A 26,590-nucleotide genomic window follows, 5' to 3' on the forward strand; every position below is an offset into this window, starting at 1 on the left:
CCTCAGGACATCCGGAACGTGAAGTACTCGACGCGCCAGCCGTCCCTGGTCAGCTCCTGCCGGCCGAGGACCTCGCTGGTGAACCCGGCTTCGGCCGCCAGCCGCTTCAGGAACGGCAGGTCACCGCTGGTGCCGAAGAAGACCAGCAGCCGGCCGCGCGGGGTGAGGTGCGCGCGGGCGTCGCGGAAGAAGGCCTTCATCGCCCGGTAGTCCTCGTCGGTGATCGCGGCCTCGAACAGGTCGCGCGGGGCGAACCAGCGGAACGGCGGGTCGAACACGATGAGGTCGAACCGGCCCTTGACCGCGCTGAAGACGTCGCTGTGCAGCACGGTGACGCGGTCGCCGACCCCGTTGCGCTCGGCGTTGTCCCGGGCCGCCGCCAGCGCGTGCGGGTTGATGTCGACGGCGAGCACGTCCCGTGACCTCGAGGCCGCGAGGATCGCGTTGACGCCGCTGCCGGTGCCCATGTCGAGCACCCGGTCGTCCTCGCGGACCTCCTCGAGCACCGCCTCGCCGAGCAGCGCCGAGGTGCCGGAGATCGGCATGACCTGTGGCGGCACCACGAGCGTGTGCCCGAGGTAGGAGAAGGTCCGCGGGCTTTCGTCGCGGCTGCCCCGGTCGGCCTCCTCGTGCCAGCGGTGGATGCGGTCGACGTCCTCGGGGGACAGCATCGGCTCGTGGGCCATGCGAGCCATTGTGGCAGTCTCGCCCCATGGACGACGCCGAAATCGGGGAGGACTACCAGGACGCGGTGCTGCCGGGCGCGCGCTGGGAGAAGCGGCGGTTCGTCCGGTGCGACTTCACCGAGGCGGACCTGCGGGGCCTGGTCACCCAGGGCTGCACCTTCGACGAGTGCGACTTCACCCGCACCGACCTCGGGGAGTCCAGGCACGAGTCGTCCGCGTTCCGCTCGTGCACCTTCGACCGCACCGTGCTCGCGCAGGTGTCCTGGCGCGGCTGCTCACTGCTGGGTTCGTCCTTTGTGGACTGCCGAATGCGCTCGGTCACCGCGCGGGACACCGACTTCACGCTGGTCGGCCTCGGCCGGACGGACCTGCGCAAGCTCGACCTGTCCGGCCTGCGCTTCCGCGAGGCGAACCTCGTCGAAGCGAACCTGACGGACGCGAGCCTGCGGGACGCGGACCTGCGCGGCGCCCGGCTGCTCGGCGCGAACCTGTCCGGGGCCGATCTGCGGGGCGCGAAGCTCGACGCCAACGGCTTGGTCCAGGCGAAGCTCACGGGCGCCCAGGTCGATCTCGACACCGCCATCGCCTTCGCCGCCGCTCACGGCCTCGTCGTGTCCTGAACGCGAACGCAGCCGGCCTCCCCGCGGGGAAGCCGGCTGCGTTCGGATGGCTCACTCGATGGGCGGTTCGCCCGGGTCGAGCTCGATCAGGTCGCCCTCGGCCACCAGCTCCTCGATCGAGGCGGGCAGCAGGTACGCGGCGCCGCCGCCGGGCTGGTTGAACCACGGGATCGCCACCCCGGCCAGCGCCTCGATCGGCCGCTGGACGCGGTAGACGTGGTACGGCCTGCTGACCCACTCCGGCACCAGCGACCGCTCCTCGAACGGCGTGCCCGCCGCGTAGGTCAGGTTGCCGTTCGGGCCGCCGAACCGGTCGAGCTCGCTGCCCGCGGGCAGCTCCCGCATCTCCTTGCCGCGGAACAGGGTCAGCGGCGGCTCCCCGGGCATCGGCTGGATCCGCCACTGCTGGTTCCCGCCACCGTTGCCGCTCTGCTGGGCGGCAGGCCGGGCCGGTTCGCGGCGCTGAGGCGGCTGCTGTGGCTGCGGCGAGGGTGGGGGTGGCGTGGGCTCCCGGCGTGCCGCGGGCGGCGCCACAGGCGCAGCCAGCATGGTCGGCGGCGCGTCGACCATGGTCTCCTCCAGCCGCGGCTCGCCCGCGGGCGGTGACGGCGGCTCCGTGCGGGCCGGCGCCTCCGGCCGGGACGGCATCTCCCCGCGCGCAGGCAGGTCCGGCCGTGCCGGCGACTCGCCGCGCGAGGGCAGGTCCGGCCGCCCTTCGCCGCGCCCGGGCAGGTCGGGCCGCCCTTCCCCACGCGACGGCAGGTCCTGACGCGCCGAGCGCTCCGGGGCGCCCTGCTCCTCGGCCAGGTTTTCCCAGGCTCCGCCCTCGCGGTGCTCACCGCGGCCCTCGCGCGCCTCCGCGGCGAGGCTCTCGCGATGCCGGTCGGCGCTCGGGCCGCCGTTGACGGGCACGGTGTCGTCCAGCTGGTTCGGCGGCGGCGCCGGGGACAGCGTCGGTGCCGAGGGCGCCTCCTGGCCGCGCGGGGCGAGCAGCAGCTTGCCGAGCATGAACGCCGCCGCGTCCTGGGCGTCGCCGAACACCGCGGGGTTGGCCAGCTCCTCGTCGTACCAGCCGACCCGCCAGCCGGACTCGACCTGCTCCATGCTCCAGCCGTGCTCGACCGGCTCGCCGATGCCGTACACCGAGTCGGGCACGCCCAGGTCCTTCAGCCTGCTGCGCAGCGCGTCCAGCGCCGGTTCGGGCTGGGCCTGCGGCTGCGGTTCCGGCTGTGGCGGTGCCGCGGGCGAGACGATCCGGGTGGCCGACGGGCCGTTGTCCGGCTGCGGTTCCGGCGTCCGCTCCGGCTCGGGCTCGGGCTCCTGGCGCACCGCCACGGGAGCCTGGATCATCGTCGGCGGGCCGTCGTCGAGGTCGGGCATCGGGGTGAACGTCGTGGGCGCGTCGGCCCGCGGCGGCTCCTGGGGCTCCTCGGCCTGCGCGTGCTCCGCCTGCTCCTCGAAGGCGGGTTCGGGCTCCGGCTCCGGCGGCGCGGGCGGCTGCTGCGGCGGGGCGACCTGCTCCGGCATCGGCCGCTGCGGTCGCGGCGGCGGGGGCGGCGGCTGGTTCCCGCGCGTCAGCTGCGCGTTGGCGGCCTGCAGCGTCTGCTCGGGCACCTCCGGCTGCCGGTACCCGGTCTGCTGGATGTGCGCGACCAGCTCGCCCTCGGGGGCGATGCCGTACTCCTGCAGGTAGTAGTTCACGGCGGCGGGCCAGATCCAGGTCCCGTCGGTGTGGAACGCGACGGGCACCTTCGGCGTCGGCGGCGCGGCCAGCCGGTCGAGGTCCAGACCGCGCTCGGACAGCACCACGGGCGCGCCGTTGAGGTACTCGTACAGCCGGTCCAGCTCGTCGGGGTCCAGCTCGGGCCGGTTGAGCACCGGGCGGCCGTCGGGGCCCTGCCCGTCGAAGATCCGGGCGAGCCGGAAGCGCGGGCCGGGCTGCTCGGGGCCGAGGCCGGACATCCGGCGCATCAGCCACTCCGGCACGTTCTCCTCCGACCGCGGGAACATGCGCAGCTCGTCGGCGTAGGCCTGCGGCGGTGGCTGCAGGTCCCAGCGCGGCTCCTCCCGGTCGTACTCCAGGTTGTAACTCGATGGGTGGTCCAGCTGGTACCGGGCGTTGAACCAGGTGCCCCGGCCCTCGCGGTACATGCCCGCCCGCAGCCGGCCGAAGAGCGTCGCGATGTCGTGGGTGGCCATCCACTCGCCGACACTGCCGTCCTCGGTGAGGACCTCCCCGGTCAGCTCGTGGTATCTGCCCACGGCCCGGTACTGCGCGCTTACGCGGCGCCAGTCTCGTGGAGCGGCCCGGAGCAGGGCCAGTCCGATCTGCTTGACCAGAGTGTCCTGCTCGGTCGCGTTCAGCTGCGTCGTCGGTTGAGCCACCAACTCATTTTGACGGGTGGGCTCGGCGATTGCACACCACCCGCACCTTTACCTCCATTGACCTGTACATATACCTCGGATGCGGTACAGAGCGTCGAAGCCGCACTACGCAAAGTGGTCTCTGTCAGAATGGGTGGCGTGACGGCGAAGGTTCTCGACGGCAAAGCGACCAAGGACGCCATCTACGCGGAGCTCGGACCCCGGGTGGCCGCACTCGCGGAACAGGGGGTCGTGCCCGGGCTCGGCACGGTGCTCGTCGGCGACGACCCCGGCTCGCACTCGTACGTGCGGATGAAGCACGCCGACAGCGCCAAGGTGGGTGTCAACTCGATCCGCCGCGACCTGCCTGCCGACATCAGCCAGGAGAAGCTCGAGTCGGTCATCGACGAGCTCAACGCCGACCCCGCGTGCCACGGCTACATCGTGCAGCTGCCGCTGCCCAGGCACCTGGACACCGGCCGCATCCTGGAGCGCATCCACCCGGCCAAGGACGCCGACGGGCTGGCCCCGGTCAGCCTCGGGCGGCTCGTGCTCAACCAGCCGGGCCCGCTGCCGTGCACGCCCTACGGCATCGTCCAGCTGCTGCGCCGCTACGAGGTGCCGATCGCCGGGGCCAACGTGACCGTGGTCGGCCGTGGCATCACCGTCGGCAGGGCGCTCGGGCTGCTGCTCACCCGCCGCAGCGAGAACGCCACCGTGACGCTGTGCCACACCGGCACCCGCGACCTGGCCGCCGAGGTGCGCCGCGCGGACATCGTGGTCTCCGCGGCCGGGGTGCCCGGCATCATCACGCCCGAGATGGTCAAGCCCGGCGCGGCCGTGCTGGACGTGGGCGTCTCCCACGTCGACGGCAAGCTGACCGGGGACGTCGCGCCCGGGGTCGAGGAGGTCGCGGGCTGGCTCTCGCCGAACCCCGGCGGCGTCGGCCCGATGACCAGGGCGATGCTCGTCACCAACGTGGTGGAGGCGGCCGAACGTGTCGTTGCCTCGCGGTAGCCGCCGTCCGGCGGTCTTGGAGCAGGTGCCGTTCGCGCTGGTGCTCGCGCTGGTGGCGGTCGCCGCGGTGCGCATCCTGCAGTACCACTGGCGGCAGGGCGCCGTCATCATCGGCGGCGCCCTGCTCGTCGCGGCGGTGTTCCGGGCGGTGCTGCCCGGTGTCCGGGCGGGCCTGCTGGCGATCCGCGGCCGCCCGGTCGACGTGCTGACCTACTCCGGCCTCGGCGTCCTCGTGCTGTTCCTGGCGTTCACCATCACCGACGGGCCGTTCGGCACCTGACTCAGGCCGTCGCGAGGGTGGTCTGGCGACGGTCGAGCGCGCCCGAGACGGCGGCGATGGACAGGCCGAGCACCGACAGGATCGCGCCGACCATGTTGGGCGCGACCAGGCCGAGCCCGCCCGCGATGACCAGGCCGCCGAGGTAGGCGCCGATCGAGTTGGCGATGTTGAACGCCGACTGGACCGCGGCCGAGACCAGCGACGGGGTGCCGCCGGCCTTCTGCATGATCCGCGTCTGCATCATCGGGCCGATCATGAACCCGGCGATGCCGACCGCGAAGATCGTGATCGCCGCGCCGATCTTGCTGTGCGCGGTGAGCGTGAAGACCGCGAGCACCGCGGCCAGCGCGAACAGCGCGACGTACAGGCTCGGCATCAGCGCCTTGTCGGCCAGCCGCCCGCCCAGCAGGTTGCCGATCGTCATGCCGACGCCGGCGAGCGCGAGCAGCAGCGTCACGTTGTGCGGCGAGTAGCCGGCGACGTCGGTGAGCATCGGCGTCACGTAGGACAGCGATGCGAACACCCCGCCCATGCCGACGGTGACGATGGCGAGCGCGAACCACACCTGCGGGCGCCGGAAGGCACCCAGTTCGCCGCGGAGCGAGGCCTCGGCCGGACGGCCCTGGTGCGGGACGAGCTTGGCGATCGCGGCGAGCGCGAGCACGCCGATCAGCGCGACGACGCCGAAGGTCGCGCGCCAGCCGACCTGCTGGCCCAGCAGCGTGCCGAGCGGCACGCCGACGACGTTGGCCAGGGTCAGCCCGAGGAACATCATCGACACGGCCTTGGCCCGGTTGCCGGGCTCGACCAGGCTGGACGCGACCACGGCCCCGGCGCCGAAGAACGCGCCGTGCGGCAGGCCGGCGACGAAGCGGAAGAACACGCCGAACTCCTGGTTCGGCGAGAGCGAGAAGAGCAGGTTGCCGAGCGTGAACAACGCCATCATCGCCAGCAACATGGTCTTGCGCGGCAGCCGGACGGCGACCGCGGTGAGCAGGGGCGCGCCGACGACGACGCCGAGCGCGTAGCCCGTGATCAGGTAGCCCGCCGAGGGGATCGAGACTCCGAAGTCGGCGGCCGCCTGCGGGAGCACCCCCATCATGACGAACTCGGTGGTGCCGATTCCGAAGGCACCGATGGCCAGCGCGAGAAGCGCGATGGGCACGGTTCTCCTTTCCGGGACGAGAACTGCATCGATACAGACCGGGAGCATGAAAGAAGGACAGCCAACGCGCGTCGCGGCGCTTCGGGCTGTCCCGCATCAAGTGTGAACGGCGGAGGGCGCGGTTGTCATCCCGCCGGGCGGGTGACGATCGTTACGTAACGCCGCTGGTCAGCTGGCTGTCGGCGGCGCGTGCAATCCGCGCCGCGCCCTCTGCCCGCCGTCAGTCCTCCGCGATGCCGACCTCGCAGTCGGAGCCCGGGAAGACCAGGCCTTCATGGCCGTCCTCGAAGCGCACGAGGTAGGGCGGCCTGCCGTCCTCACCCCGCACCTCGACGATCTCCCCGTGTTGTTCGCCGGCGCCCACCGTCCGGCCGTGCACGAGTATCCGGTCTCCCACGGTTGCGTGCATCGTTGACACCTCCGCACCGACCAGGGTAGTTCCGCCCGCGCGCCTCGTCGAGACCTCGTGGATTGGTGAAACCGCAACGAAAATACGATCATGGACCGACGGGCGTGGTCCACAGAGGACGCGGTTACGGTGCCTTGGCCGCCGCCTTCGCGGCCTTCTTGAACGCGCGGACCTCGGCGAGGGTTTCCGAGCTGGTGACATCGGCGATGGAGCGCCGGGAACCTTCCTCGCCGTACGCTCCCGCGGCTTCGCGCCAACCGTCCGGGGTCACGCCCAGCTGCTTGCCGAGAAGCGCCACGAAGATCCGTGCCTTCTGGTCGCCGTAGCCGGGCAGGGCCTTCACCCGCCGGAGTACTTCCTTGCCGTCCGGCTTGCCGGACTTCCAGATCTTGTCCGTCTTACCGTCGTAGTGCTCCAGGATGTGGTGCGCCAAGGCGTGCACCCGCCGCGCCATCGAGCCGCCGTAGCGGTGGATGGCGGGCGGCTGCACGCACAGCTCCACGAACTCCTCGAGCGGGGCGTCGGCGATCTTGGTGATGCTGAAGCCGTCCATCCGGTCCGCGATCTTCCGCGGCCCCATGAAGGCATGTTCCATCGGGAACTGCTGATCGAGGAGAAGCCCGGTGAGCAGCGCGAACGGATCGTTGCTGAGCAGCTTGTCGGCCTCGGCGTCGCCGGTCAGGCGCAACTTCTTGGGCATGGCGATCATCTTCCTGCGTCAGGGATGTCAGGAGCATCTCACGCCCGGGGGAGGCGTGCGGGTCTCCGGCCGGCACGATCCGGCGAGGCATCACGCGAGCGGGGCGAGCGCCTCGGCCAACGGCTCGAGGATGCCGGGCTTCGCGCGGTGCGGCAGGTTCAGCACGATCAGGTCCACGCCCGCTTCCTTGTACTCGGCGACCTTCTCGGCCGCGGGCCCGATGCCGGTCTCGGGGTCGACGACGACGTTGACCGAGCACACGATCTCCGCCGGGTTGCGGCCCACCTCGTCGCAGCGCACGAGCAGCGTCTGCTTGAGCGCCTTCCAGTCTGCCGGGCTCTGCACGATCGCGTTCCACTGCTGCGCCCACAACGCGACCGCCCGCAACGTCCGCCGGGGACCGCGGCCGCCGATGACGATCGGCGGGTGCGGGCGCTGCACGCCTTTGGGCTCGCAGCGGGCGTCGGTGAGCTTGAAGTACTTGCCGTCGAAGTCCGTGGTCTCCTGCGACAGCAGCCCGACGATCACCTGCACGCCCTCGTCGAACAGGTCGAACCGCTCCCGCAACGGAGGCAGCTCGATGCCGTAGGCGTCGCACTCCTGCTGGTTCCAGCCCGCGCCGATACCGACGTCCAGGCGCCCCTCGGCGATGACGTCGATCGTCGCGGCCATGTTCGCCAGCACCGCGGGGTGCCGGTAGATCATGCCGCTGACCTGGCAGCCGAGCCGGATCCGGCGGGTCGCCTGTGCCAGCGCGGCGAGCATCGACCAGCCCTCGTAGTTCGGCCCGGCCAGGTCGCCCGAGAGCGGGTAGAAGTGGTCCCAGTTCCACGCCGACTCGAACAGCTCGATGTCGTCCGCGGCGACCCAGACGTCCCGCATCTCCGGCCAGGTCGTGTGCTCCGGCCTGGTCTTGATCCCGAACCGCATCGCGCCGTCTCCCGTTCGCATGGGGTGCCCGTCGAGGGGAAACCTACGCCGAACCCGGTGACCAGGGCCACGGCCGGAAACTGCGAGACTGGGCGTTCGTCACCACTTGGGGCGCCGCCGTCTTTATAGCAGTACGCTTGTACCGCATACCACGGCGCTGAGAAAACTGAACCGCGAGGATCCGCGAGAGGAGCACCGCTGCTCATGGCCAAAATCAAGGTCGAGGGCACCGTCGTCGAGCTCGACGGCGATGAGATGACCCGCATCATCTGGCAGTTCATCAAGGACAAGCTCATCCATCCGTATCTGGATGTCAACCTGGCCTACTACGACCTGGGCATCGAGGAGCGGGACCGCACCGACGACCAGATCACCATCGACGCGGCGAACGCCATCAAGGAGCACGGCGTCGGGGTCAAGTGCGCCACGATCACGCCCGACGAGGCGCGCGTCGAGGAGTTCGGCCTCAAGAAGATGTGGCGGAGCCCCAACGGCACCATCCGGAACATCCTCGGCGGCGTGGTCTTCCGCGAGCCGATCATCATCTCCAACATCCCGCGGCTGGTACCCGGCTGGACGAAGCCGATCATCATCGGCCGGCACGCGCACGGCGACCAGTACAAGGCCACCGACTTCAAGGTCCCCGGCCCCGGCACGCTGACGATCACCTACACGCCGGACGACGAGTCCGAGCCGATGGAGTTCGAGGTCGCCAGGTACCCGGAGGGCGGCGGCGTCGCGATCGGTATGTACAACTTCCGGAAGTCGATCGAGGACTTCGCCCGCGCCTCGCTGCGCTACGGCCTCGACCGCGGCTACCCGGTGTACCTCTCCACCAAGAACACGATCCTCAAGGCCTACGACGGCATGTTCAAGGACGTGTTCCAGGAGATCTTCGACAACGAGTTCAAGGCGGACTTCGACGCCAAGGGCCTGACCTACGAGCACCGGCTGATCGACGACATGGTCGCCGCGTCGCTGAAGTGGGAGGGCGGCTACGTCTGGGCCACCAAGAACTACGACGGTGACGTCCAGTCCGACACCGTCGCGCAGGGCTTCGGCTCGCTCGGCCTGATGACCTCGGTGCTGCGCACGCCGGACGGCAGGACCGTCGAGGCCGAGGCCGCGCACGGCACCGTGACCCGGCACTACCGCCAGCACCAGCAGGGCAAGCCGACCTCCACCAACCCGATCGCGTCGATCTTCGCGTGGACCCGGGGCCTGGAGCACCGCGGCAAGCTGGACGGCAACTCGGAGCTGATCGGCTTCGCGAACAAGCTGGAGCAGGTCGTCATCGAGACCGTCGAGAGCGGCAAGATGACCAAGGACCTCGCGCTGCTGGTCGGCAAGGAGCAGCCGTTCCAGACCACCGAGGAGTTCCTCGGGACGCTGGACGAGAACCTGGCCAGGAAGATCAACCAGGGCTGACCTTCGCAGGGAAAAGGGCGCGTACCGGTTCGCCGGGCGCGCCCTTTCTCGTAGGTTCACCGGTCGGCCCGGTTCCGGGTCGCGGCGGGGGAGCGATGCTCGCCGTGCCGCTGTGGCCGGCGCGCCGAGTCCCGGCCCATTCGTCACTAAACGTAATGGCCTGATCACCCTCGTTGCGGCCTACGGGTGGTTTCGCCCTCTTGACCTGTCGGCGGTCAACTTTGTGTGGGTACCCTTACCTCGCACGTTTCACACAGTGGCGAGGAGAGCCCCGTGATCCTGGGAATTCCGAAACGGGTCCTGATCATCGTCGCCGTCCTGGTCGGCATCGGGATCATCTACGTGATGGGCGTGGACAAGCGTTCGTCCGAGGGCGCGACCGGCGGCCCGGGCGGCTGCAAGGTCACCGTCACCGCCGACGTGCTCAACGTGCGGGCCGCGCCCGACCCGAACGCGCAGATCGTGGGCAAGTTCAACCAGAACGCGCAGACCGGCGCCGAACCTGTGGTGCAGAACGGGTTCCGCAAGCTCACCGACAGCAAGTGGGCCAAGACGGACTTCCTCGCGCCGGTCGCCGGCACCGCCTGCGGCTAGAAAGCGACCTCGAGCCCTTCGGACGCGGCGAGCAGCTCACCGTTGAAGGCGGCCCGCGCCTCGGCGATGGAGACCGCGCGGTCACTGCCTGGCCAGAAGTGGGTGAGCAGCACGCGTTTCGCGTTCGCGCGCGCGGCCCAGGCCCCGGCTTCCCCCGCGGTCAGGAGATAGCGCGGCCCGGTCGACGGCGGCGTGCCCTGCAGGGTCGCGTCCGCGATGAACAGGTCGGCGTCCCGGGCCAGTTCGGCCAGTTCCGGGGTGGGACCGGTGTCGCCGGTGTAGGCCACTGTCACGCCGGGCGCGCTCAGCCGGACCCCGAAGCTCGGCACGTGGTGCGGCAACGGCCGGGCCTGGAGGCGGAACGGGCCGACGGTCGTGGCCTCGGCGAGGTCGTGCACGTCGAACACGGTCGTCGGATGTGGACGGGGTTCGAGCGCTTCGAGCACCCGCAGCACGCCCGGCGGGCAGTACAGCGGCAACAGGCCCTCGCCGGTGTGGTGGTGGCGCCGGCCGAGGGCGCTGACGTCCACGCAGTGGTCGGGGTGCGCGTGCGTGACGAGCACGGCGTCGACCGCGGGTTCGAGCCGTGCGGCGGTGCCGTACCCGAGGTCCAGCACGAGGCGGAAGCCGTCGTGCTCCAGCAGGAAGCCGCTGCAGGCGCGGCCGTGTTCGGGCCACGCGCCACAGCTGCCCAGGACTGTGAGGCGGGTCATCGGGACAGTGTGGCAGGGATTCTGTCGGTGGTCGCCGGTAACGTGCGCTGCGTGCTGACCATCTCCACCGTGAACGTCAACGGCATGCGTGCCGCCGCCAAGAAGGGCTTCGTCGACTGGCTCGCCGCGAGCGGGTCCGACGTGATCGCCTGTCAGGAGGTCCGGGCCGAGTCGAGCCAGCTGCCCGAGAGCGTCGTCGCCCCGCTGGGCTGGCACGCGCAGCACGCCGCGTGTTCGGTCAAGGGCCGCAACGGGGTGTCGGTGTACACCAGGGCCGAGCCGCAGGAGGTGCGCGTCGGCTTCGGTGAGCCGGAGTTCGAGGACAGCGGCCGGTATCTGGAGGTGCACCTGCCCGGGCTGGTCGTGGCGAGCCTGTACCTGCCCAGCGGTGACGTGGGAACCGTGCGGCAGGAGGAGAAGGAGCGCTTCATGGCCGCGTTCCTGCCCTACCTGGTCGAGCTGCGGGCGAAGGCCGGGGCCGCGGGGTCGGAGGTCGTCGTGCTGGGCGACTGGAACATCGCGCACCGCGAGGTGGACCTGAAGAACTGGAAGACGAACCGGAAGAACTCCGGCTTCCTGCCCGAGGAGCGAGCGTGGCTGGGCCGCGTGTACGACGAGGCCGGGTACGTGGACGTGCAGCGCGAGCTCGACCCGGAGGGTCCGGGCCCGTACACGTGGTGGTCCTACCGCGGCAAGGCGTTCGACAACGACGCCGGGTGGCGGATCGACCTCCAGGTCGCGACCCCGGGCCTGGCGCGGCGCGCGATCTCCGCCCGGGTGGAACGCGCCGCGACGTACGCCGAACGCTGGTCGGACCACGCGCCGCTCACCGTCACCTACGACTGGGAGTCGCCGGGCTAGCCGGGCGGCCGCGCTACGAGCCCGCCAGTGCCACGAGCCGGTCCAGGAAGGGCTGCTGGCCTTTCAGCAGCTTCGCCCTGGCCTCGGTCAGCGGGAACCACGCGAAGCGGTCCATCTCCGGGAACTCCTGCATGCGGCCGGACCCCTTCGGCCACTCCATCTCGAACGTGCCGGGCACGACCTGCGCCGGATCGAGGTCGCCTTCCAGCGCCCACCCCGTCACGACCTTGCCGCCCGACTGCCGCACCGCGCCCAGCTCGGCGAGGTTCCCCTGCGGGACGGGCAGACCGAGCTCCTCGGCGAACTCGCGGCGGGCGGCCGCTTCCGGCTCCTCGTCCGGCTCGTGCTCGCCCTTCGGCAGCGACCACCCGCCCGCGTCCTTGCGTGCCCAGAACGGGCCGCCCATGTGTCCCAGCAGGACTTCCAGCTCGCCGTTCGCCTTGCGATACAACAGGATTCCCGCGCTTCGCCGAGCAGTCACGCAGCGAACACCCCGTTCAGGAAAGTGCGCCACGCCTGTTCCGTCTGCTCCTTGTCCGCGTCCTCGCCGAACAGGTGCGCCGTCGCGTCGACGGTGCCGCCGAAGTTGTTCCGGCCGAAGACCCGGTGCAGCGCGTCCGGCGTGCGCAGGCCGATGAAGTACGGGTTCAGATAGTCCACCACCGCGTCGACGGGCGCCAGCCCGGGCAGTTCGAGCCGTACGGTCTCGTCGATGGCCGACACCCCCAGCGACTTCTTCAGCGACTCCAGGGCGGTCGGTAACGCCGAGGCCGCCGGCCCCGCGACCTCGGCGTAGGTGGCCGAGCGGCCGCCGAAGTAGCGCAGGTACTGGCCGAGCGTGTGGTGGTAGAAGTCGGTGTGCTTGCTCGCGCCGTCGTACTGGTTGTCCCAGTCGTCGGTGAAGATTCCACTGTGGACATACCGCAGCGCGGCCGTGCCACCGTCGCGGGCCTCGATGATGAAGTCCAGCGCGTTGAACCAGCCGTCCGGGCCGTCCTGTCTGATGGTGACCCTGTCCGGCGGCTCCCAGTTCTTGACGAGCGGGCTGCCTGGTTCGGGTGCGGGCGTCGGGAACATCCAGTTCGCGGTGCCGGTGGTGACGGCGGCGAAGACCTCCTCCGGCGTGGCCGGCAGCACGACTTCCCGCTCGATCGCGAATTCCTTGCCCATGTCACTTCTCCTTGTTCTTGAGGCTGGGATGCAGGGCGACGACGAGACGGTGCTTGCGCCCGCCGGGCGCCTGCTCATCGTGGTACTTCCCGACGAGGTTCTTCACGCGTTCGCCGAGTTCCTCGGCGAACGCGGCCCGGTCCGCCGCCGTGGCGAACCGGACTTCGGCGTCGATGGCGTAGGTCGCCAGCCGCTGCCGGGCCGCGGTGGCGCCGGCGATGAGCTCGCCGAGCTCCCGCACGAGGCGGGCGGCCAGCGCGAGCAGCCACCGGGCCGACAGCTGGTCCGGCGCGCGGTCGGGGTTCGGCGCGACGTCGGCGAGCGCGGTCGGGGAGATGACGTACGAGGCCGCGGTGGCCTGCATGACCCGCTCGGTGACGTTGCCCTTCTTGCGTTCTTCGACCAGCTCGATCAGCCCGTGCCGTTCGAGCGCCCGCAGGTGGTAGTTGACCTTCTGCCGGGCGAGGCCGACCTGCGCGGCGAGCGTGGTGGCCGAGCCGGGTTCGGCGAGGGCGGCCAGCAGCTTCGCGCGGACCGGATCGAGCGAGACCTCGGCCGCGGCCGGGTCTTCGATCACTGCGACTTCGAGCATGGAAGAACTCTCGCACCGACAAATAAGTTTGTCAAGACAGCGTTTGTGTTCGGTGCTGGCGTGCCGGAGGCGGTGGTGCGGAGGTCGGGTGGTGGCGGGGCGAGCGCGTGGACGCGGGGCGCAGGGCGGCACGAGGGCAGTCGGACGGCGCGGTGATCCGCGGGTGGGCGTGGTCCCTGTGGGGCGCGCGGAGATGCGCGGGTGGGCGGCGGCCTCTCGCGGGGTGCGGCAGCGCGGCGATCCGTGGCGGGCCGAGACCGCGCCTCCCCATGGACGACGGGCGGCCCCGGCGCGCGTCGGCTGGCCCCGACAGCGGGCCGACCCCCGACCCTCGCACGACCCCGAGCTGCGCACGACGGCCCGACCCGCGCACGACCCCGAGCTGCGCACGACGGTCCGAGCCGCGCACGACCCCGAGCCGCGCACGACGGTCCGAGCCGCGCACGACCCCGAGCTGCGCACGACGGTCCGAGCCGCGCACGACCCCGAGCCGCGCACGACGGTCCGAGCCGCGGTCGACCCCCGAGTCGGCCCGGACGGCCCGAGCCGCGGTCGGCCCCGCCCACGACCCCGATCCCCGCCACGCACCCCCCGACACCCCCGAGCGCGTCGTCCCTGGTCATCCACGCCGCCGGGCTCCTTCACCGGACCCCGTGTCGCGGGCACTCGGATGGGCGCTAGTGTCTGCCCCCGAGTTGATCGAAAACGATCGGGCTTGACACGCTCGGTAGTTTTCATGAGGCAATACCCGCCCATTAGGGTGACAGCGGTTTCCAGAACGGCATCTCGTCGCGGGAGGTACCCCGGTGCGTAACCGAAGTACTCGAGCCATCGGCGCGGTCCTGCTGGCCTTCCTGGCCACCGGCACCGGCGTCGCCAACGCGGCCGAAGCACAGATCGCCCCCACGACGGACGCATCGTCGTTCGGGCTGCTGGGACCCGTCGGCCTGGCGGCCGTCGTCCTCGGCATCGTCGGCATGGCGCTCGGCGTCGTCCGGCAGCGCCGCAAGGCCGCGCAGGCCCCGGCCGAGCCCGCAGCCCAGGTCTCCGAGGACGCCACCCGCCCGACCCTCACCCCCTCCCGTCGTCCGACCGTCTGAACTCCTTCCGCCGAGTCGCGGCGACCGTCCGGACCGCGACCGTCAGCCACAGCACCGCGAGCAGCACGTAGAGCACGACGGCGGCGACACTGAACAAGTCCGCGTGCGTGACCGCCGCGAGTGCGCTGGTGCCGGTGACGCACGTGCCCAGCGGGAACGTGAAGCTCCACCACGTCAGCGAGAACGCCTCCCCAGCTCGCAGCACCACGGCCGCCGCGAGCACGAGCCACAGCATCGCGAACCCCCACGTCGGCAGGCTGTAGACCAGCCCGGCGATCCGCCCGGTGGCGCCCTCGTCGGCGCCCAGCAGGTTCGCCGCGGTGATCGACTGGCCGAGCGGGCCGAGCACGATCCACATCGTCGGCGCCAGGTCCGGGCCGCCGCGCACCAGCCGGTGCCAGATCAGCGGCAGCAACGCCAGCGTCGCGAACAGGCTGATGCCGAACAGTGCGTAGCAGCCGAACAGCATGGTCAGCCGCGGCTGCCCCGCCGGCAGGTACGGGAGCAGCGCGGCGCCCGTGGCCGCCGAGACCATCGGCGGCACGACGGGCATGAGCCAACCGCCGAACGGCTCGCAGTCCTTCACCTTCCCCGTGATCATCAGGTACGGCAGGCCGACCGTCGTCAGCAGGCCGAGTGCGGTGCCGAGCGCCCACAGCGTCCACGCCACCGCGAGCGCCGCGTCCAGGCCGATCCAGTCGCGGCCCAGCGCGAGGGTCCCGGCCCCGACCGTCAGCAAGGCCATCGGTGGCGCACCCCAGAAATGCGAGAGCACGGGGTCGCGCAGGTGGGCCAGCTGACCGGGCGTGTCGCGCCACCAGTCCCGGCACATGGCCAGGCACAACACCATCAGCCACACCGCTGCGCCCGCCCAGATGACCGTCGCGGCGTTGCGTGACCCAGGGGGATGCACGGGCAGCAAAGGCACAGCATTGGCCACGATGCCGGTGCCCATCACCGAAGCGAACCAGTTGGGGGTGGTGCCCGCGCGGGGCAGCGAGCCGGTGGCGTACATGCTTACACGTTCGGGCTATATCTCGGAAAAGAGTAGACACCGAATGCCGATCAGCTCATAACCTGGCCTTATGCCCTTGCCGTCGCGTGTCACCGAGCTGGCCGGGTTCGACCTGTTGCTTTCGGTGGCGAGACTGGGCGGGATCGGGGCGGCGGCCCGGGCGCACGGCATCTCCCAGCCCGCGGCCAGCGCCCGGATCCAGCAGCTGGAGGCCCGGATCGGCGTCGCGCTGGTCGAGCGCTCGCCGCGCGGATCACGGCTGAGCAAGGCGGGCGGGCTGGTCGCCGACTGGGCGCGGCCGGTGGTCGAAGCCGCCGCGGACCTGGAGGCGGGCATCGCGGCGCTGCGCGTCGAGCGGGACGGCCAGCTGCGCGTCGCGGCCAGTCTCACCGTGGCCGAGTACCTGCTGCCGAAATGGCTCGCCGCCATGCACACCCTCGCTCCCGGGACCGTCGTCGCGCTGACCTCCGGCAACTCCGCCGAGGTCGCCCAGCGGGTGCTGACCGGTGACGCGGACCTCGGGTTCATCGAGGGGCCGGAGCTGCCGAGCGGCCTGCGAGCCGAGACGGTGGCGACGGACGAGCTCAGACTGGTCGTCGCACCGGGGCATCCGTGGGCGCAGCGCCGCCGCCGCACCCGGCCCGAGGAGCTGGCGGCCACCCCGCTGATCGCCCGCGAGCAGGGCTCGGGCACCCGCCGGGCGCTCGAGCTGGCGCTCTCGCCGCACCAGCTCGCCGAACCGCTGCTCGAACTGTCCTCCACGACCGCGATCAAGGCCGCCGTCATGGAGGGCATCGCGCCTGCGGTGCTGGGCGCGCACACCGTCGCGACCGAGCTGGCAGCGGGCACGCTCGTTGGGCTGGAGATCTCCGGCACCGACCTGCGCCGCGTGCTGCGCGTGGTCTGGCCCGTCGGCCAGTCGCTGCGCGGGCCCGCGGCGGACCTCGCCGCCATCGCCGCTCGCGGGGCCTGAAACAATCGAGGGCGTGTCCAGCGCTGAAGAAACCGCTCAGGAAACCCCAGCCCGGCTGCGCGTGCTGTCCGGCATCCAGCCGACCGCGGACTCGTTCCACCTCGGCAACTACCTCGGCGCACTGCGCCAGTGGGTGTTGCTGCAGGACACGCACGAGACCTACTACATGGTGGTCGACCTGCACGCCATCACGGTCGAGCAGGACCCGAAGGTGCTGCGCCGGCGCACGCGCGTCTCGGCGGCCCAGCTGCTCGCGCTCGGCGTCGATCCCGACCGCAGCGCGCTGTTCGTGCAGAGCCACGTGCCCGAGCACGCCCAGCTGTCCTGGGTGCTGGAGTGCCAGACCGGGTTCGGCGAAGCCGGCCGGATGACCCAGTTCAAGGACAAGGCCGCGAAGCAGGGCACCGACCACGCGAGCGTCGGCCTGTTCACCTACCCGATCCTGCAGGCCGCGGACATCCTGATCTACCAGGCGAACGCGGTGCCGGTAGGGGAGGACCAGCGCCAGCACCTGGAGCTCTCGCGCAACCTCGCGCAGCGGTTCAACCGGCGCTACGGCAAGACGTTCACCGTGCCGGAGCCGTACATCGTCAAGGACACGGCGAAGATCTACGACCTGCAGGAACCGACGGCGAAGATGAGCAAGTCGGCCTCTTCGCCCAACGGCCTGATCGAGCTGCTCGACGACCCGAAGCGCTCGGCGAAGAAGATCCGCTCCGCCGTCACCGACACCGGCCGCGAGGTCGTCTTCGACCCGGAGCAGAAGGCGGGGGTGTCGAACCTGCTGACGATCCACTCGGCGTTGTCCGGCCGGAGTATTTCGGAACTGGAGAACGCCTACGAGGGCAAGGGCTACGGCGACCTGAAGAAAGATGTCGCCGAAGTACTCGTCGAGTTCGTCACTCCTTTCCAGGAGCGGGTGAAGTCGTATCTGGACGATATCGCCGAGTTGGACAAGGTGCTGGCGCGCGGGGCGGAGCGGGCCAGGGTCGCCGCGGCGGAGACGCTTTCTGTCGTATATGACCGGATCGGTTTCCTGCCGCCGGCCCGGTAAAGCCGTTCTTTACCGTTTTTCGCTGAACACATACCTGATTCACAGCTAAAAAACGCTTTTTCTCAGATGCTTTTCAGAATCACCGGCGAAGCTTTCGCCGCTGGTTCTCGTGGCACAGAGAGAAGGTCGTCGTGCTGTCCAGGCTCCGCAGGAAAAGACGGTGGGTCTACGCGACCGTCGCCGTAGTCGTCTTGGTGGCGGCGGGGGTCACGGTCTGGGGTGTCACCCGGCCCGCGACCGCCCCCTCGTACCGGCTTGTCGCCGCGAGCACCACCACCCTCAAACAGACGGTGTCCTCGTCGGGCACCATCGAGCCGGCGCAGCAGAGCGATCTCGACTTCGGTGTCTCCGGTCAGGTGACCGCGGTGAACGTGGCGGTCGGCCAGCAGGTCACCGCGGGACAGGCGCTCGCCACCGTCCAGTCGGCGTCGTTGTCCGCCGGCGTCGCTCAGGCGCAGTCAGCACTGGCTTCGGACCAGTCGAAGCTGTCCTCGGATGAGTCGAACGGCGCGTCGTCGGCGCAGGTTTCGGCGGACGAGGCCGCCATCACCGCGGCGCAGAACCAGCTGTCCAACGCGCAGACCGCGTTGTCGGAAGCGACGCTGACCTCGCCCACCGCGGGCACCGTCGCGGCGGTGAACCTGACTGTGGGACAACAGGTTTCGGCCGGCGGATCGGGCAGCGCCAGCTCCTCGTCCTCCTCCGGCAGCGGGTCCGGCGGGCAGTCGGGCGGCCAGAACAACAGCGGCTCGTCCTCATCTTCGACGGCCTCGTCATCGTCGTCGTCCAGCTCCGGGACCGCGCAGATCGTGGTCATCTCCACCGGTTCCTACGTCGTGAACGCGAGCGTGGACGACACCGAGATCGGCCAGCTCAAGACCGGCGAGCAGGCCGTCATCACCCCCGACGGCTCGACGACGCCGGTGTACGGCACGGTCACCTCGGTCGCGGTGATGGCCACCGGCTCGTCCTCGGTGCCCAGCTACCCGGTCACGATCGGCGTGACCGGCAGCCCCACCGGGTTGTTCGCCGGCGCGAGCGCGAGCGTGTCGATCGTGGTGAAGCAGCTGACCGACGTGCTCACGATCCCCGCCACCGCCGTGCACTACAACGGCGGGCAGGCGACGGTCGACCAGATGGTCGGCGGCAAGCAGACCAGCAGGCCCGTGCAGCTCGGTCAGTCCTCGAACGGCGTGATCCAGGTCCTCAGTGGACTGTCCGAAGGGGACGAGGTGATGGTCGCGACGCCCGCGGGCACGGGTGGTGCCGGCGGCACCGGCCGGACCGGCGGCGGGACGCGCACCGGCGGGACGGGCGGGTTCGGTGGCGGCGGCTTCGGCGGCGGCAACCGGGCCGGTGGTCTCGGTGGCAGGGGCGGGTTCGGCGGATGAGCGCCCCCGTCATCGACGTCACGGACGTGCGCAAGGTCTACTCGACCGGCGTGGTGGAAGTCGAGGCGCTGCGCGGGGTTTCGCTGCGCGTCGAGGAAGGCGAGTACGTCGCCATCATGGGCCCGTCGGGGTCCGGGAAGTCCACGCTGATGCACATCCTGGGCTGCCTCGACCTGCTCAGCACCGGACGGTACGTGCTGGCGGGGGAGGACGTGAGCGGGATGTCCGAGCTGGAGCTGGCGACGATCCGCAACCGCCGCATCGGTTTCGTGTTCCAGCAGTTCAACCTGCTGGCGGGGCTGACGGCGTGGCGCAACGTCGAACTTCCGTTGTGCTACGCGGGAGTCAAGCGCGCCGAGCGCAAGGCGAGGGCGCTCGAGCTGCTGGCGCGGGTCGGCCTGGCCGAGCGGACCGAGCATCGGCCGAACGAGCTGTCCGGCGGTCAGCAGTCGCGGGTGGCGCTGGCCCGCGCCCTGGTGAACCGGCCGTCGATGGTGCTGGCCGACGAGCCGACCGGAGCGCTGGACTCGACCGCCACCGCGGAGGTGCTGTCGGTGTTCCGCGAGCTCAACGAGGCCGGCCACACCATCGTGCTGATCACGCACGAGGAGGATGTCGCCGCGCACGCCAACCGCGTGGTGCGGCTGCGCGACGGGCTGATCGAGTCGGACACCGCGCTCGCCGGCACCGGGGTGATCGCATGAGTTGGCTGGAAACCTTGCGCACGAGCCTGGAGGCGATCCGCTCCCACCGGCTGCGCTCCGGACTGACGATGCTGGGCATCCTGATCGGCATCGCGGCGGTGATCCTCACCGTCGGGCTCGGTGAGGGCGCGCAGGCCCAGGTCGCCTCGGCGATCAACTCCCTCGGCACGAACCTGCTCGTCGTCTCGCCGGGCAGCAGCACGAGCACCACGACGGGCGTGCGCGGCGGAAGCGGTTCGGCCACGACGCTGACCGTGCAGGACGCGAACGCGCTCAGCGCGCCGGGCGTGGCCCCGGACGTCGCCGCCGTCGCTGCGACCACCAGCAAGAGCTCGTCGCTCGCGGCCGGCTCGACGACGTGGACCACCTCGGTCGTCGGCACGACCCCGGCGTGGTTGAGCGTGCGGGCGCGCACGTTGGCGGAAGGGCGTTTCCTCACCGACGCGGACGAGACGGGCGAAGCGGCCGTGACCGTCCTCGGCGCCAGTACCGCCGAAGAACTGTTCGGCACCACCAACGCGGTGGGCCGGACGGTCACGATCGGCACCACCCCGTTCTCCGTCGTCGGGGTTCTCGCCTCCGCGGGCGCGTCGTCCACCCAGAACCAGGACGACCAGGCGGTCGTGCCGATCAGCACCGCGGCGGACCGGCTCATCGGCGGCAGCACCCGTACCTCGGTGCAGTCGATCTACCTGGAGGCCACGACCTCGGGCACGCTGTCCGCGGCCTACCAGGAGGCGAACCAGGAACTGCTGGCGATGCACCACATCACGAACCCGGCCGCGGCGGACTTCACCATCGCCAGCCAGGAGTCGCTGCTGAGCACGGCGAGTTCGGTGAGCCAGACACTGACGCTCCTGCTCGGCGGGGTCGCCGCGATTTCCTTGCTGGTGGGCGGAATCGGGGTCATGAACATCATGCTCGTCTCGGTCACCGAGCGGATCCGCGAGATCGGGCTGCGCAAGGCGGTCGGGGCGAGCCCGGTGGTGATCCGCCGCCAGTTCATGGTCGAGGCGTCCGTGCTGGGGCTCGCGGGCGGCCTGCTCGGGGCGTTGCTGGGCATCGTCGGCGCGCTCCTGCTGCCCCACCTCGTGGCGATCCAGATCGCCGTCTCCCCGTCGGCCACGGTGGTCGCGATCCTCACCGCGATCGCGATCGGCCTCGTCTTCGGCGTCTACCCGGCGAGCCGCGCCGCCCGGCTCGCTCCCATCGACGCCCTGCGCAGCGAATGAACCCGGAGGAACAACCATGATCCGACGTACCCTGCTCGCCGTCGCGGGTGGCGCGCTCGCGCTGACGCTGGCCGCCTGTGGCTCGTCCGGCGGCGGCACGGCCGCCACGCCTGCCGCCCAGGCCCCCGCGTCCGGTGCCAACAACGCCGCCCGTGGGCCCGCGGCCTCCGGCACGATAGCCGCGGTGGCCGCGTCCAGCATCGAGGTGCAGAACCCGAGCAGCGGCCAGGTCACCGTGAACTTCTCCAGCAGCACGACGTTCACCAACCGGGTTTCCGCGGCGCTTTCCGACGTCACCGTCGGCTCCTGCGTGGCGGTCACCGGCACGGGTACCCCGGTCGCCGCGAAGACTGTGGAGATCAGTGCCACCGACAGCGGCACCTGCGCCGCGGGAGGCGCGGGGATGCGGCCGCAGAACGGCACCGGCAGCAGCAGGCCGTCGCGGCCCTCGGGTGCCGCCCGGCCGTCGGGCGCGAACGGCCAGGGCCGCGGCACGTTCGGCAAGGTGACCGCGGTCAGCGGCAGCGGGTTCACCGTCGAACAGGACAACCGGCAGACGGGCGCGACCACGAGCGTGCAGGTGAGCGTGGACGCGACCACGACCTACACGAAGTCCGGGTCCGCGAACTCCAGCGCGCTCAAGGTGGGCGAGTGCGCGACCGCGACCGGGCAGGCGGACGACACCGGTGCGGTGACGGCGAAGACCATCTCCCTGAGCCAGGCCGGGCCGAACGGCTGCCAGACCTTCGGTGGCGGCCGGCAGCGCAACGGGGGCGGGAATGGCTGAGCGAACCAGACGGATCGTCACGGTCGCCGGTGTGGTCGTGGTGGTCGCCGCCGGCGCGGTGATCTGGGCGACGTCGGCTTCGTCGTCGCCGGGCTACCGCACGGCTGTCGCCGGTCCGGCGTCCGTCACCGCGACGCTGGACACGACGGGCACCATCGAACCGGTCACCAGCGCGACGCTCGGGTTCCCGGCCAGCGGCCAGGTGGCGTCGCTGCCGGTGGCGGTCGGGCAGCAGGTGACCGCTGGCCAGACGCTCGCGCAGCTGGACACCACGTCGCTGGCGAGCCAGGTCGCGTCCGCACAGTCCACTTTGGCCACGGCACAGGCGAAGCTGGCCGCGGACCAGGCCGGTCAGACGACGAGCGCGTCGGCCGGCCGCGTGACGCCGGCGCTGTACCTGACGGCTTCGTCGGCGCCGTCGGATCTCAAGTCCCAGCAGGATGCGGTGACTTCCGCGCAGCACCAGGTGGATCTGGACCTGACCGCGGCCGCGGCGGCGGTGGCCGCGCAGCAGAAGGCGTGCGAGACGATCGTCGACCCGGACGCGAAGCACCAGGCGCAGAGCCAGGACGACGTCGACGCGTGCACGACGGCGATCCAGGAGGCGCAGGACGCCCAGCACACCACGGGCGCCGACGAGCAGAAGCTGGCCGACGCGGAGAGCGCGTTGTCGGCGACGCTCGCCAAGGACGCGTCGACGCAGAGCACCGAACCGCCGGCCCCGCCTTCGGGCGAGAATCCGTCGGGCGAGAGTTCCTCCGGCAAGAGTTCGTCGGGTGAGAGTTCGTCCGGCAAGACGTCCTCGGGCAAGAGTCTTCCGAGCAAGAGTTCTTCGGGTGAGAGTTCCTCGGGCAAGAGTCTTGCGGGCGGTGGAAAGGCGAGCGCGCCCGCGTCGGCCGAGCAACTGGCGGCGGACCAGGCATCGATCGACGCGGCGGACGCGCAGGTGGCCGTCGCCCAGCAGAACCTGGCCGCCGCGACCCTGGTCAGCCCGATCGCCGGTACCGTCGGCGAGATCGGCTTCACGCAGGGGCAGCCGGCGTCCAGTCAGCAGCACATCGTGGTGTTCGGACCCGGCGCGAACCAGGTGACCACCGCCGTCAGCGACCTCCAAGCCGGGCGGATCAGGCCGGGTCAGCAGGCCACGGTGACGCCTGACGGCAGCGGCAAGCCGATCACCGGGCAGGTCACGTCCATCGGGCTGCTCGCCAGCACGACGTCGTCCGGTTCGCCCAGCTATCCGGTGACCATCTCGCTGCCCTCGGGTGGCGAGTTGTTCCCGGGCGCGACCGCGTCGGTCTCGATCATCACCAGCACCGCGAACGCGGCGGTGACGGTACCGACCTCAGCCGTGCACCTCATCGGCGGAAACGCTTCCGTGACAACGCTTTCCGGCGGTCAGACGCAGACGAAGCGGGTCACCGTCGGGGTCGTCGGCGCGTCCGTCACCGAGATCAAGTCCGGGCTCAGCGCGGGGGACCAGGTCGTGCTCGCCGACCTGAGCCAGCCCCTGCCGACCGGCAACACGACCGGCGCGCGCGGTCTCGTCGGCGGTGCCGGCGGTGGCGGGCAGCGGCGGGGCTGAACATCACCAGTGCCGTCCCTGCGGAATCTCCCGCAGGGACGGCGCGGACACGTGCAGCACCTGGTACCGGCCGGGCGCCTCGTCGGTCCACAGCACGAACCGGACGAGCTGCCAGCCCGTCGGGTCGAAGGCGAGGGCGGCGGTGTGCACCCGTTCGTCCCGCGCCAGTTCGTGGAGCGCCTCGACGGCGGCGTCGACGTCCTCGAGCAATGCCGTGGTCTCGCGCGTCGCCGACCGCGGGACTTCGCCGCGGCCGCGTTCGATGGCGATGCCGGTCCAGTGCCACACGGGTGGCCGTCCGAAGTCGTCGACGATGCCCTGGAAACCCCCGCCGCCGACGAGGAACCGGCTCATGCCGCCCACGTCGTGCCACAGGTAGAACGGCGCGTACTGGTTGACCGGCGAGCCTTCGCCGCGCTCGCGGATCAGGTAGGCCTTGAGACCGAGGCCGGGGAAGTCGTCGGTGCGATGGCCGCGCGTCTCGACCCGGCGTCGGATGATCCCCATGTCGTGGTCGGCCGGCAGTGTGAGGTGGTACTGCATCGCGTACACGACACGACTGTACATACCAGTAGGTACAAACAGCAAGAGTCTACTGTGGACGGGTTCGGAGTGCGAGCGGAGCTGGGGCTGGTTAGTGTCTGTCCGTGGCGGATGAGAAGGAAAAGCTGATTCCGAGGCTGCGCCGGAAGTATGCGTGGCTCGATCACGTGTTCCGGGCCAACGAAGCGTTCGGCGAGCGCTACGGCAACCACTACGCCGCCGCGATCACGTACTTCAGCGTGCTGTCGCTGTTCCCGTTGCTGATGGTCGGGTTCTCGGTCGCCGGGTTCGTGCTGGCGGGGAACCAGACCGCGATCAACGAGCTGCGCACCGGGATCCTGTCCTCGGCGCCGCAGGGCCTCGGCAGCCTGTTCACGACGCTCGTCGACTCGGCGCTCGCGGCGCGGGGCGGTACCGGGATCCTCGGTCTGCTGCTGGCGCTGTACTCGGGGATCGGCTGGATGACCAACCTACGGGACGCCCTGACCGCGCAGTGGGGACAGGAGAAGAAGAACCTGCCACTGGTCTCCACCACGCTCAAGGACCTCGCGTCGCTGGTGGGGCTCGGGCTGGCGCTGGTGGTGTCGTTCGGGCTCACCGCCGTCGGCGGCGGGATCGGGAAGTGGCTGCTGCGGCTGGTCGGCCTGGACGACCAGGGGTGGGCGCTGTTCCTGCTCAAGGTGGCGACGGTGGTGTTGTCGCTGCTGGCGAACATGCTCGTGTTCCTGTGGGTGCTCTCGCGGCTGCCGCGGGAGAAGGTCGGCGTGCGCAGTGCCCTGAAGGGCGCCGCCATCGCCGCGGTCGGGTTCGAGATCCTGAAGCAGGTCGCGACGGTGTACCTGTCGAGCGTCACCAGCTCGCCCAGTGGCGCGATCTTCGGGCCGATCATCGGTCTGCTCGTGTTCGCGAACCTGGTGTCGCGGTTCCTGCTGTTCGTGACCGCCTGGACGGCGACGGCCAGGGAGAACATGGTCACGGTGGTCGACCCCCCGCCGCCGGCGGTGATCCGCCCGGCGGTGACGGTCCGCCGCGGTCCGGGCGCGGGTTCGGTGGTGGGCGCCTTCGGCGCGGGCGCGGTGCTGGCCTGGCTGGGGAAGCGCCGCCGGTGACCGCGCCGCGGAGCGGTGAGGTGCGGAGCCGGAGCGGCGTGGTGCCGGGCGGGTGCGCGGAGGGGCAGCGGCACCACCCGCATCGGCGGGAAGCATCGTGGCGGCTACGGGAGGCCGTGGCCCACCCGCATCGGCGGCGGAGCGTCGTGGTGGCCGCCGAGCGGCACTGGGCCCCCACATCGCCGGTGGTCCACCCGCATCGCCCGTGAAGCGATGGTCCCGACCATGCCGCCGGACACCATGCCCCCGGACACCACGCCCCCGGACACCACGCCCCGCCGCTGGCGGGGTGCGGGAGCGCGGCGCTCACACCACCCACCCCAAAGCCAAGCCGCGCCTGTAAGCGCTTCCCCTTACCGCATCCGGCGGCGGTAGCGGCCCAGGACGAAGCCCGCCACGATGAGCAGCGCCACGACGAGCGTCACCACCCAGCCGGTCGTGCCGAAGGCGTCCCGCTGCCGCCCCTCCGTGCTGGCCGTCGCCTTGCTCGGGGTCGCCTCGGTGGCCTCCGTCGGCCCCGCGTTCGGCGCTGCGGCCGGCTGCACCAGCTGACCCACCGAACCCACGCCCGCCTTCGTCAGCCGGAAGCCGTAGTCGAGCAGTTGCGCCGCCTGTTGCACGACCAGCGTCGGCCGTTGTTCGGCGCGCATCATGACCACCGCGAGCCGCCGGCCGTCTTGGGCCGCGCCGCCGACGTAGGTGTGCCGGGCGTCGTCCGTGAAGCCTGTCTTGCCGCCCAGGAACCCGGGGTACGAGCCGAGCAGCTTGTTGTCGTTGACGATTCCGAACGCGGGCTTCCCCGGCTGCGCCGGAATCTGGTACCCCTTCGTCGCGACCGCCGTCGAGAACTCGGGCTGCTGCATGGCCGCGTGGAAGATCAGGCTCAGGTCGTACGCCGACGTCGACATCCCGGGACCGTCGAGCCCCGACGGCGTCGCCGCGCGGGTGTCCTTCGCGCCGAGCGACGCGGCCATCGCGTTCATCTTCCCCACGGTGGCCGGGACGCCGCCGAGCGCGGTCGCGAACGCGTGCGCCACGTCGTTGCCCGAGTGCATCAGCAACCCGTGCAACAGCTCGTCCACCGTGTACGAGCCGCCGGCGACGAGGCCGACGCAGGTGCACTCCTGGCTCGCGTCCTCGGCCGTCGGCCGGATCACGTCGGTCGGCTTGAACTCGTTGATCACCACCAGTGCCAGCAACGTCTTGATCAGCGACGCGGGCCGCTCCCGCGCGTGCGGGTCCTTCGCGGCCAGCACGGCGCCGGTGTCGAGGTCCTGCAGCACCCACGACGTCGCGGTCGTTTCCGGCGGGGTGGATGCGCCCACCGGGTACACCAGCCCGCACTCGCCCATCCGCGCGCCGCCGACGGGCTCCGCCGGCACCGGGAGCGGGGCGGGGGAGAGCTGGCCGGGCGGCGCCTGTTCGGAGGTGTCCACCGGCGGCGGCGGGGCCTGCCGGTCCGGGCAGGACGGGGCCGCCGACACAGATCCGGCACCGAACACGAGACCGGACAACAGGATCAACACGACACCCAGAAACCCACCGCTACGCACTGAAAAAGACTAGTT

At 71.1% G+C, this 26,590-nt stretch carries 28 protein-coding genes; 15 read left to right on the top strand and 13 right to left on the bottom strand.

What is annotated here, in order from left to right:
- Positions 1-2 precede the first annotated feature (2 nt).
- The gene (locus LWP59_RS03675; RefSeq protein WP_229858391.1) at positions 3-686 is read right to left on the bottom strand and encodes a methyltransferase; all 684 of its coding nucleotides are present in this window, start codon (positions 684-686) and stop codon (positions 3-5) included.
- A 26-nt stretch (positions 687-712) separates the two neighbouring features.
- On the opposite strand from LWP59_RS03675, the gene LWP59_RS03680 reads away from it, so the two are divergent.
- Complete coding sequence (locus LWP59_RS03680) at positions 713-1,306, top strand: pentapeptide repeat-containing protein (RefSeq protein WP_144645106.1); 594 nt, start codon at positions 713-715, stop codon at positions 1,304-1,306.
- Positions 1,307-1,357: 51 nt separating this feature from the next.
- Here the strand turns inward: LWP59_RS03680 and LWP59_RS03685 are convergent, their stop codons facing one another.
- On the bottom strand, positions 1,358-3,691 hold the full coding sequence (locus tag LWP59_RS03685; RefSeq protein ID WP_144645108.1) for a TNT domain-containing protein: 2,334 nt from the start codon (positions 3,689-3,691) through the stop codon (positions 1,358-1,360).
- Between the two features lie 138 nt (positions 3,692-3,829).
- Here LWP59_RS03685 and LWP59_RS03690 point away from each other — a divergent pair, with 138 nt between their 5' ends.
- On the top strand, positions 3,830-4,687 hold the full coding sequence (locus LWP59_RS03690) for a bifunctional methylenetetrahydrofolate dehydrogenase/methenyltetrahydrofolate cyclohydrolase (protein ID WP_144645110.1): 858 nt from the start codon (positions 3,830-3,832) through the stop codon (positions 4,685-4,687).
- On the top strand, positions 4,668-4,967 hold the full coding sequence (locus LWP59_RS03695; RefSeq protein ID WP_144645112.1) for a DUF3017 domain-containing protein: 300 nt from the start codon (positions 4,668-4,670) through the stop codon (positions 4,965-4,967). Before LWP59_RS03690 ends, LWP59_RS03695 begins: the two co-directional genes overlap by 20 nt.
- 1 nt (position 4,968) lies before the next feature.
- Here LWP59_RS03695 and LWP59_RS03700 read toward each other — a convergent pair whose 3' ends face one another.
- From LWP59_RS03700 to LWP59_RS03715, 4 genes are all read right to left on the bottom strand, one after another.
- Entirely contained in the window at positions 4,969-6,132 is a 1,164-nt protein-coding gene (locus LWP59_RS03700) for an MFS transporter (protein WP_144645114.1), read from the bottom strand.
- Positions 6,133-6,352: 220 nt separating this feature from the next.
- A complete protein-coding gene (locus LWP59_RS03705; protein WP_144645116.1) occupies positions 6,353-6,541 on the bottom strand; it encodes a DUF1918 domain-containing protein in 189 nt (62 codons plus the stop codon).
- Positions 6,542-6,665: 124 nt separating this feature from the next.
- Positions 6,666-7,241: an HhH-GPD-type base excision DNA repair protein gene (locus LWP59_RS03710; protein ID WP_144645118.1), complete on the bottom strand. Its 576-nt coding sequence runs from the start codon at positions 7,239-7,241 to the stop codon at positions 6,666-6,668.
- Positions 7,242-7,331: 90 nt separating this feature from the next.
- Entirely contained in the window at positions 7,332-8,192 is an 861-nt protein-coding gene (locus tag LWP59_RS03715; protein ID WP_308431786.1) for a TIGR03560 family F420-dependent LLM class oxidoreductase, read from the bottom strand.
- 183 nt (positions 8,193-8,375) lie between these two features.
- Between LWP59_RS03715 and LWP59_RS03720 the strand changes: the two genes are divergently transcribed.
- Together LWP59_RS03720 and LWP59_RS03725 are read left to right on the top strand one after the other, a co-directional pair.
- A complete protein-coding gene (locus LWP59_RS03720; protein ID WP_144645120.1) occupies positions 8,376-9,599 on the top strand; it encodes an NADP-dependent isocitrate dehydrogenase in 1,224 nt (407 codons plus the stop codon).
- Positions 9,600-9,872: 273 nt separating this feature from the next.
- The gene (locus LWP59_RS03725) at positions 9,873-10,193 is read left to right on the top strand and encodes an SH3 domain-containing protein (RefSeq protein WP_144645122.1); all 321 of its coding nucleotides are present in this window, start codon (positions 9,873-9,875) and stop codon (positions 10,191-10,193) included.
- On the opposite strand, the gene LWP59_RS03730 is transcribed toward LWP59_RS03725, so the two are convergent.
- Positions 10,190-10,906, bottom strand: a complete 717-nt coding sequence (locus tag LWP59_RS03730) for an MBL fold metallo-hydrolase (RefSeq protein ID WP_144645124.1) — start codon at positions 10,904-10,906, stop codon at positions 10,190-10,192. The genes LWP59_RS03725 and LWP59_RS03730 overlap by 4 nt on opposite strands.
- Before the next feature lie 42 nt (positions 10,907-10,948).
- On the opposite strand from LWP59_RS03730, the gene LWP59_RS03735 reads away from it, so the two are divergent.
- Positions 10,949-11,767 carry an exodeoxyribonuclease III gene (locus tag LWP59_RS03735; protein ID WP_144645138.1) on the top strand — a complete coding sequence of 273 codons (819 nt, stop codon included), beginning with the start codon at positions 10,949-10,951 and terminating at the stop codon, positions 11,765-11,767.
- A gap of 13 nt (positions 11,768-11,780) precedes the next feature.
- Here the strand turns inward: LWP59_RS03735 and LWP59_RS03740 are convergent, their stop codons facing one another.
- From LWP59_RS03740 to LWP59_RS03750, 3 genes are read right to left on the bottom strand one after another with little or no spacing between them, the layout of a single operon-like run.
- On the bottom strand, positions 11,781-12,248 hold the full coding sequence (locus LWP59_RS03740) for an NUDIX domain-containing protein (protein ID WP_144645126.1): 468 nt from the start codon (positions 12,246-12,248) through the stop codon (positions 11,781-11,783).
- Positions 12,245-12,937, bottom strand: a complete 693-nt coding sequence (locus LWP59_RS03745) for an SRPBCC family protein (protein WP_144645128.1) — start codon at positions 12,935-12,937, stop codon at positions 12,245-12,247. Before LWP59_RS03745 ends, LWP59_RS03740 begins: the two co-directional genes overlap by 4 nt.
- Before the next feature lies 1 nt (position 12,938).
- Positions 12,939-13,529, bottom strand: a complete 591-nt coding sequence (locus LWP59_RS03750) for an ArsR/SmtB family transcription factor (RefSeq protein ID WP_144645130.1) — start codon at positions 13,527-13,529, stop codon at positions 12,939-12,941.
- A gap of 806 nt (positions 13,530-14,335) precedes the next feature.
- Between LWP59_RS03750 and LWP59_RS03755 the strand changes: the two genes are divergently transcribed.
- Positions 14,336-14,629 (top strand): hypothetical protein, encoded by a 294-nt coding sequence (locus LWP59_RS03755; protein ID WP_229858392.1) that lies wholly within the window; start codon positions 14,336-14,338, stop codon positions 14,627-14,629.
- Here LWP59_RS03755 and LWP59_RS03760 read toward each other — a convergent pair.
- Positions 14,601-15,644, bottom strand: a complete 1,044-nt coding sequence (locus tag LWP59_RS03760; protein WP_144644024.1) for a TDT family transporter — start codon at positions 15,642-15,644, stop codon at positions 14,601-14,603. The genes LWP59_RS03755 and LWP59_RS03760 overlap by 29 nt on opposite strands.
- A 70-nt stretch (positions 15,645-15,714) precedes the next feature.
- Here LWP59_RS03760 and LWP59_RS03765 point away from each other — a divergent pair, with 70 nt between their 5' ends.
- The 7 genes from LWP59_RS03765 to LWP59_RS03795 all read left to right on the top strand — a co-directional run bounded on the left by LWP59_RS03765 (position 15,715) and on the right by LWP59_RS03795 (position 23,370).
- A complete protein-coding gene (locus LWP59_RS03765) occupies positions 15,715-16,617 on the top strand; it encodes a LysR family transcriptional regulator (protein WP_186383547.1) in 903 nt (300 codons plus the stop codon).
- A 13-nt stretch (positions 16,618-16,630) separates the two neighbouring features.
- Entirely contained in the window at positions 16,631-17,671 is a 1,041-nt protein-coding gene (trpS, locus tag LWP59_RS03770; RefSeq protein ID WP_373299980.1) for a tryptophan--tRNA ligase, read from the top strand.
- A gap of 131 nt (positions 17,672-17,802) precedes the next feature.
- Positions 17,803-19,062: an efflux RND transporter periplasmic adaptor subunit gene (locus LWP59_RS03775; RefSeq protein WP_144644026.1), complete on the top strand. Its 1,260-nt coding sequence runs from the start codon at positions 17,803-17,805 to the stop codon at positions 19,060-19,062.
- Positions 19,059-19,766, top strand: coding sequence for an ABC transporter ATP-binding protein (locus tag LWP59_RS03780; RefSeq protein WP_144644028.1), 708 nt, complete (start codon positions 19,059-19,061; stop codon positions 19,764-19,766). Before LWP59_RS03775 ends, LWP59_RS03780 begins: the two co-directional genes overlap by 4 nt.
- The gene (locus tag LWP59_RS03785; RefSeq protein ID WP_144644030.1) at positions 19,763-20,998 is read left to right on the top strand and encodes an ABC transporter permease; all 1,236 of its coding nucleotides are present in this window, start codon (positions 19,763-19,765) and stop codon (positions 20,996-20,998) included. The genes LWP59_RS03780 and LWP59_RS03785 overlap by 4 nt, the downstream gene beginning before the upstream one ends.
- Before the next feature lie 16 nt (positions 20,999-21,014).
- Positions 21,015-21,785: a DUF5666 domain-containing protein gene (locus LWP59_RS03790; protein WP_144644032.1), complete on the top strand. Its 771-nt coding sequence runs from the start codon at positions 21,015-21,017 to the stop codon at positions 21,783-21,785.
- Positions 21,778-23,370, top strand: coding sequence for an efflux RND transporter periplasmic adaptor subunit (locus LWP59_RS03795; RefSeq protein ID WP_144644034.1), 1,593 nt, complete (start codon positions 21,778-21,780; stop codon positions 23,368-23,370). Before LWP59_RS03790 ends, LWP59_RS03795 begins: the two co-directional genes overlap by 8 nt.
- A gap of 3 nt (positions 23,371-23,373) precedes the next feature.
- Here the strand turns inward: LWP59_RS03795 and LWP59_RS03800 are convergent, their stop codons facing one another.
- The gene (locus LWP59_RS03800; RefSeq protein WP_222425717.1) at positions 23,374-23,913 is read right to left on the bottom strand and encodes a DUF4865 family protein; all 540 of its coding nucleotides are present in this window, start codon (positions 23,911-23,913) and stop codon (positions 23,374-23,376) included.
- A gap of 104 nt (positions 23,914-24,017) precedes the next feature.
- Between LWP59_RS03800 and yhjD the strand changes: the two genes are divergently transcribed.
- Positions 24,018-25,022, top strand: coding sequence for an inner membrane protein YhjD (gene yhjD / locus LWP59_RS03805; protein ID WP_144644038.1), 1,005 nt, complete (start codon positions 24,018-24,020; stop codon positions 25,020-25,022).
- A gap of 353 nt (positions 25,023-25,375) precedes the next feature.
- Here the strand turns inward: yhjD and LWP59_RS03810 are convergent, their stop codons facing one another.
- On the bottom strand, positions 25,376-26,539 hold the full coding sequence (locus tag LWP59_RS03810; protein ID WP_229858404.1) for a D-alanyl-D-alanine carboxypeptidase family protein: 1,164 nt from the start codon (positions 26,537-26,539) through the stop codon (positions 25,376-25,378).
- Between the last annotated feature and the right edge of the window lie 51 nt (positions 26,540-26,590).

The sequence above is a fragment of the Amycolatopsis acidiphila genome, from assembly GCF_021391495.1.
In the GTDB taxonomy this organism is placed as follows: Bacteria; Actinomycetota; Actinomycetes; order Mycobacteriales; family Pseudonocardiaceae; genus Amycolatopsis_E; species Amycolatopsis_E acidiphila.

Bases quoted from the DNA above. Each gene is read 5' to 3' on its own strand.
- LWP59_RS03785 (WP_144644030.1), top strand. From the start codon at position 19,763: ATGAGTTGGCTGGAAACCTTGCGCACGAGCCTGGAGGCGATCCGCTCC.
- LWP59_RS03745 (WP_144645128.1), bottom strand. From the start codon at position 12,937: ATGGGCAAGGAATTCGCGATCGAGCGGGAAGTCGTGCTGCCGGCCACG.
- LWP59_RS03730 (WP_144645124.1), bottom strand. From the start codon at position 10,906: ATGACCCGCCTCACAGTCCTGGGCAGCTGTGGCGCGTGGCCCGAACAC.
- LWP59_RS03780 (WP_144644028.1), top strand. From the start codon at position 19,059: ATGAGCGCCCCCGTCATCGACGTCACGGACGTGCGCAAGGTCTACTCG.
- LWP59_RS03790 (WP_144644032.1), top strand. From the start codon at position 21,015: ATGATCCGACGTACCCTGCTCGCCGTCGCGGGTGGCGCGCTCGCGCTG.
- LWP59_RS03675 (WP_229858391.1), bottom strand. From the start codon at position 686: ATGGCCCACGAGCCGATGCTGTCCCCCGAGGACGTCGACCGCATCCAC.
- LWP59_RS03795 (WP_144644034.1), top strand. From the start codon at position 21,778: ATGGCTGAGCGAACCAGACGGATCGTCACGGTCGCCGGTGTGGTCGTG.
- LWP59_RS03800 (WP_222425717.1), bottom strand. From the start codon at position 23,913: ATGCAGTACCACCTCACACTGCCGGCCGACCACGACATGGGGATCATC.
- LWP59_RS03750 (WP_144645130.1), bottom strand. From the start codon at position 13,529: ATGCTCGAAGTCGCAGTGATCGAAGACCCGGCCGCGGCCGAGGTCTCG.
- LWP59_RS03765 (WP_186383547.1), top strand. From the start codon at position 15,715: ATGCCCTTGCCGTCGCGTGTCACCGAGCTGGCCGGGTTCGACCTGTTG.
- LWP59_RS03720 (WP_144645120.1), top strand. From the start codon at position 8,376: ATGGCCAAAATCAAGGTCGAGGGCACCGTCGTCGAGCTCGACGGCGAT.
- LWP59_RS03705 (WP_144645116.1), bottom strand. From the start codon at position 6,541: ATGCACGCAACCGTGGGAGACCGGATACTCGTGCACGGCCGGACGGTG.
- LWP59_RS03680 (WP_144645106.1), top strand. From the start codon at position 713: ATGGACGACGCCGAAATCGGGGAGGACTACCAGGACGCGGTGCTGCCG.
- LWP59_RS03710 (WP_144645118.1), bottom strand. From the start codon at position 7,241: ATGCCCAAGAAGTTGCGCCTGACCGGCGACGCCGAGGCCGACAAGCTG.
- LWP59_RS03715 (WP_308431786.1), bottom strand. From the start codon at position 8,192: ATGCGAACGGGAGACGGCGCGATGCGGTTCGGGATCAAGACCAGGCCG.
- LWP59_RS03760 (WP_144644024.1), bottom strand. From the start codon at position 15,644: ATGTACGCCACCGGCTCGCTGCCCCGCGCGGGCACCACCCCCAACTGG.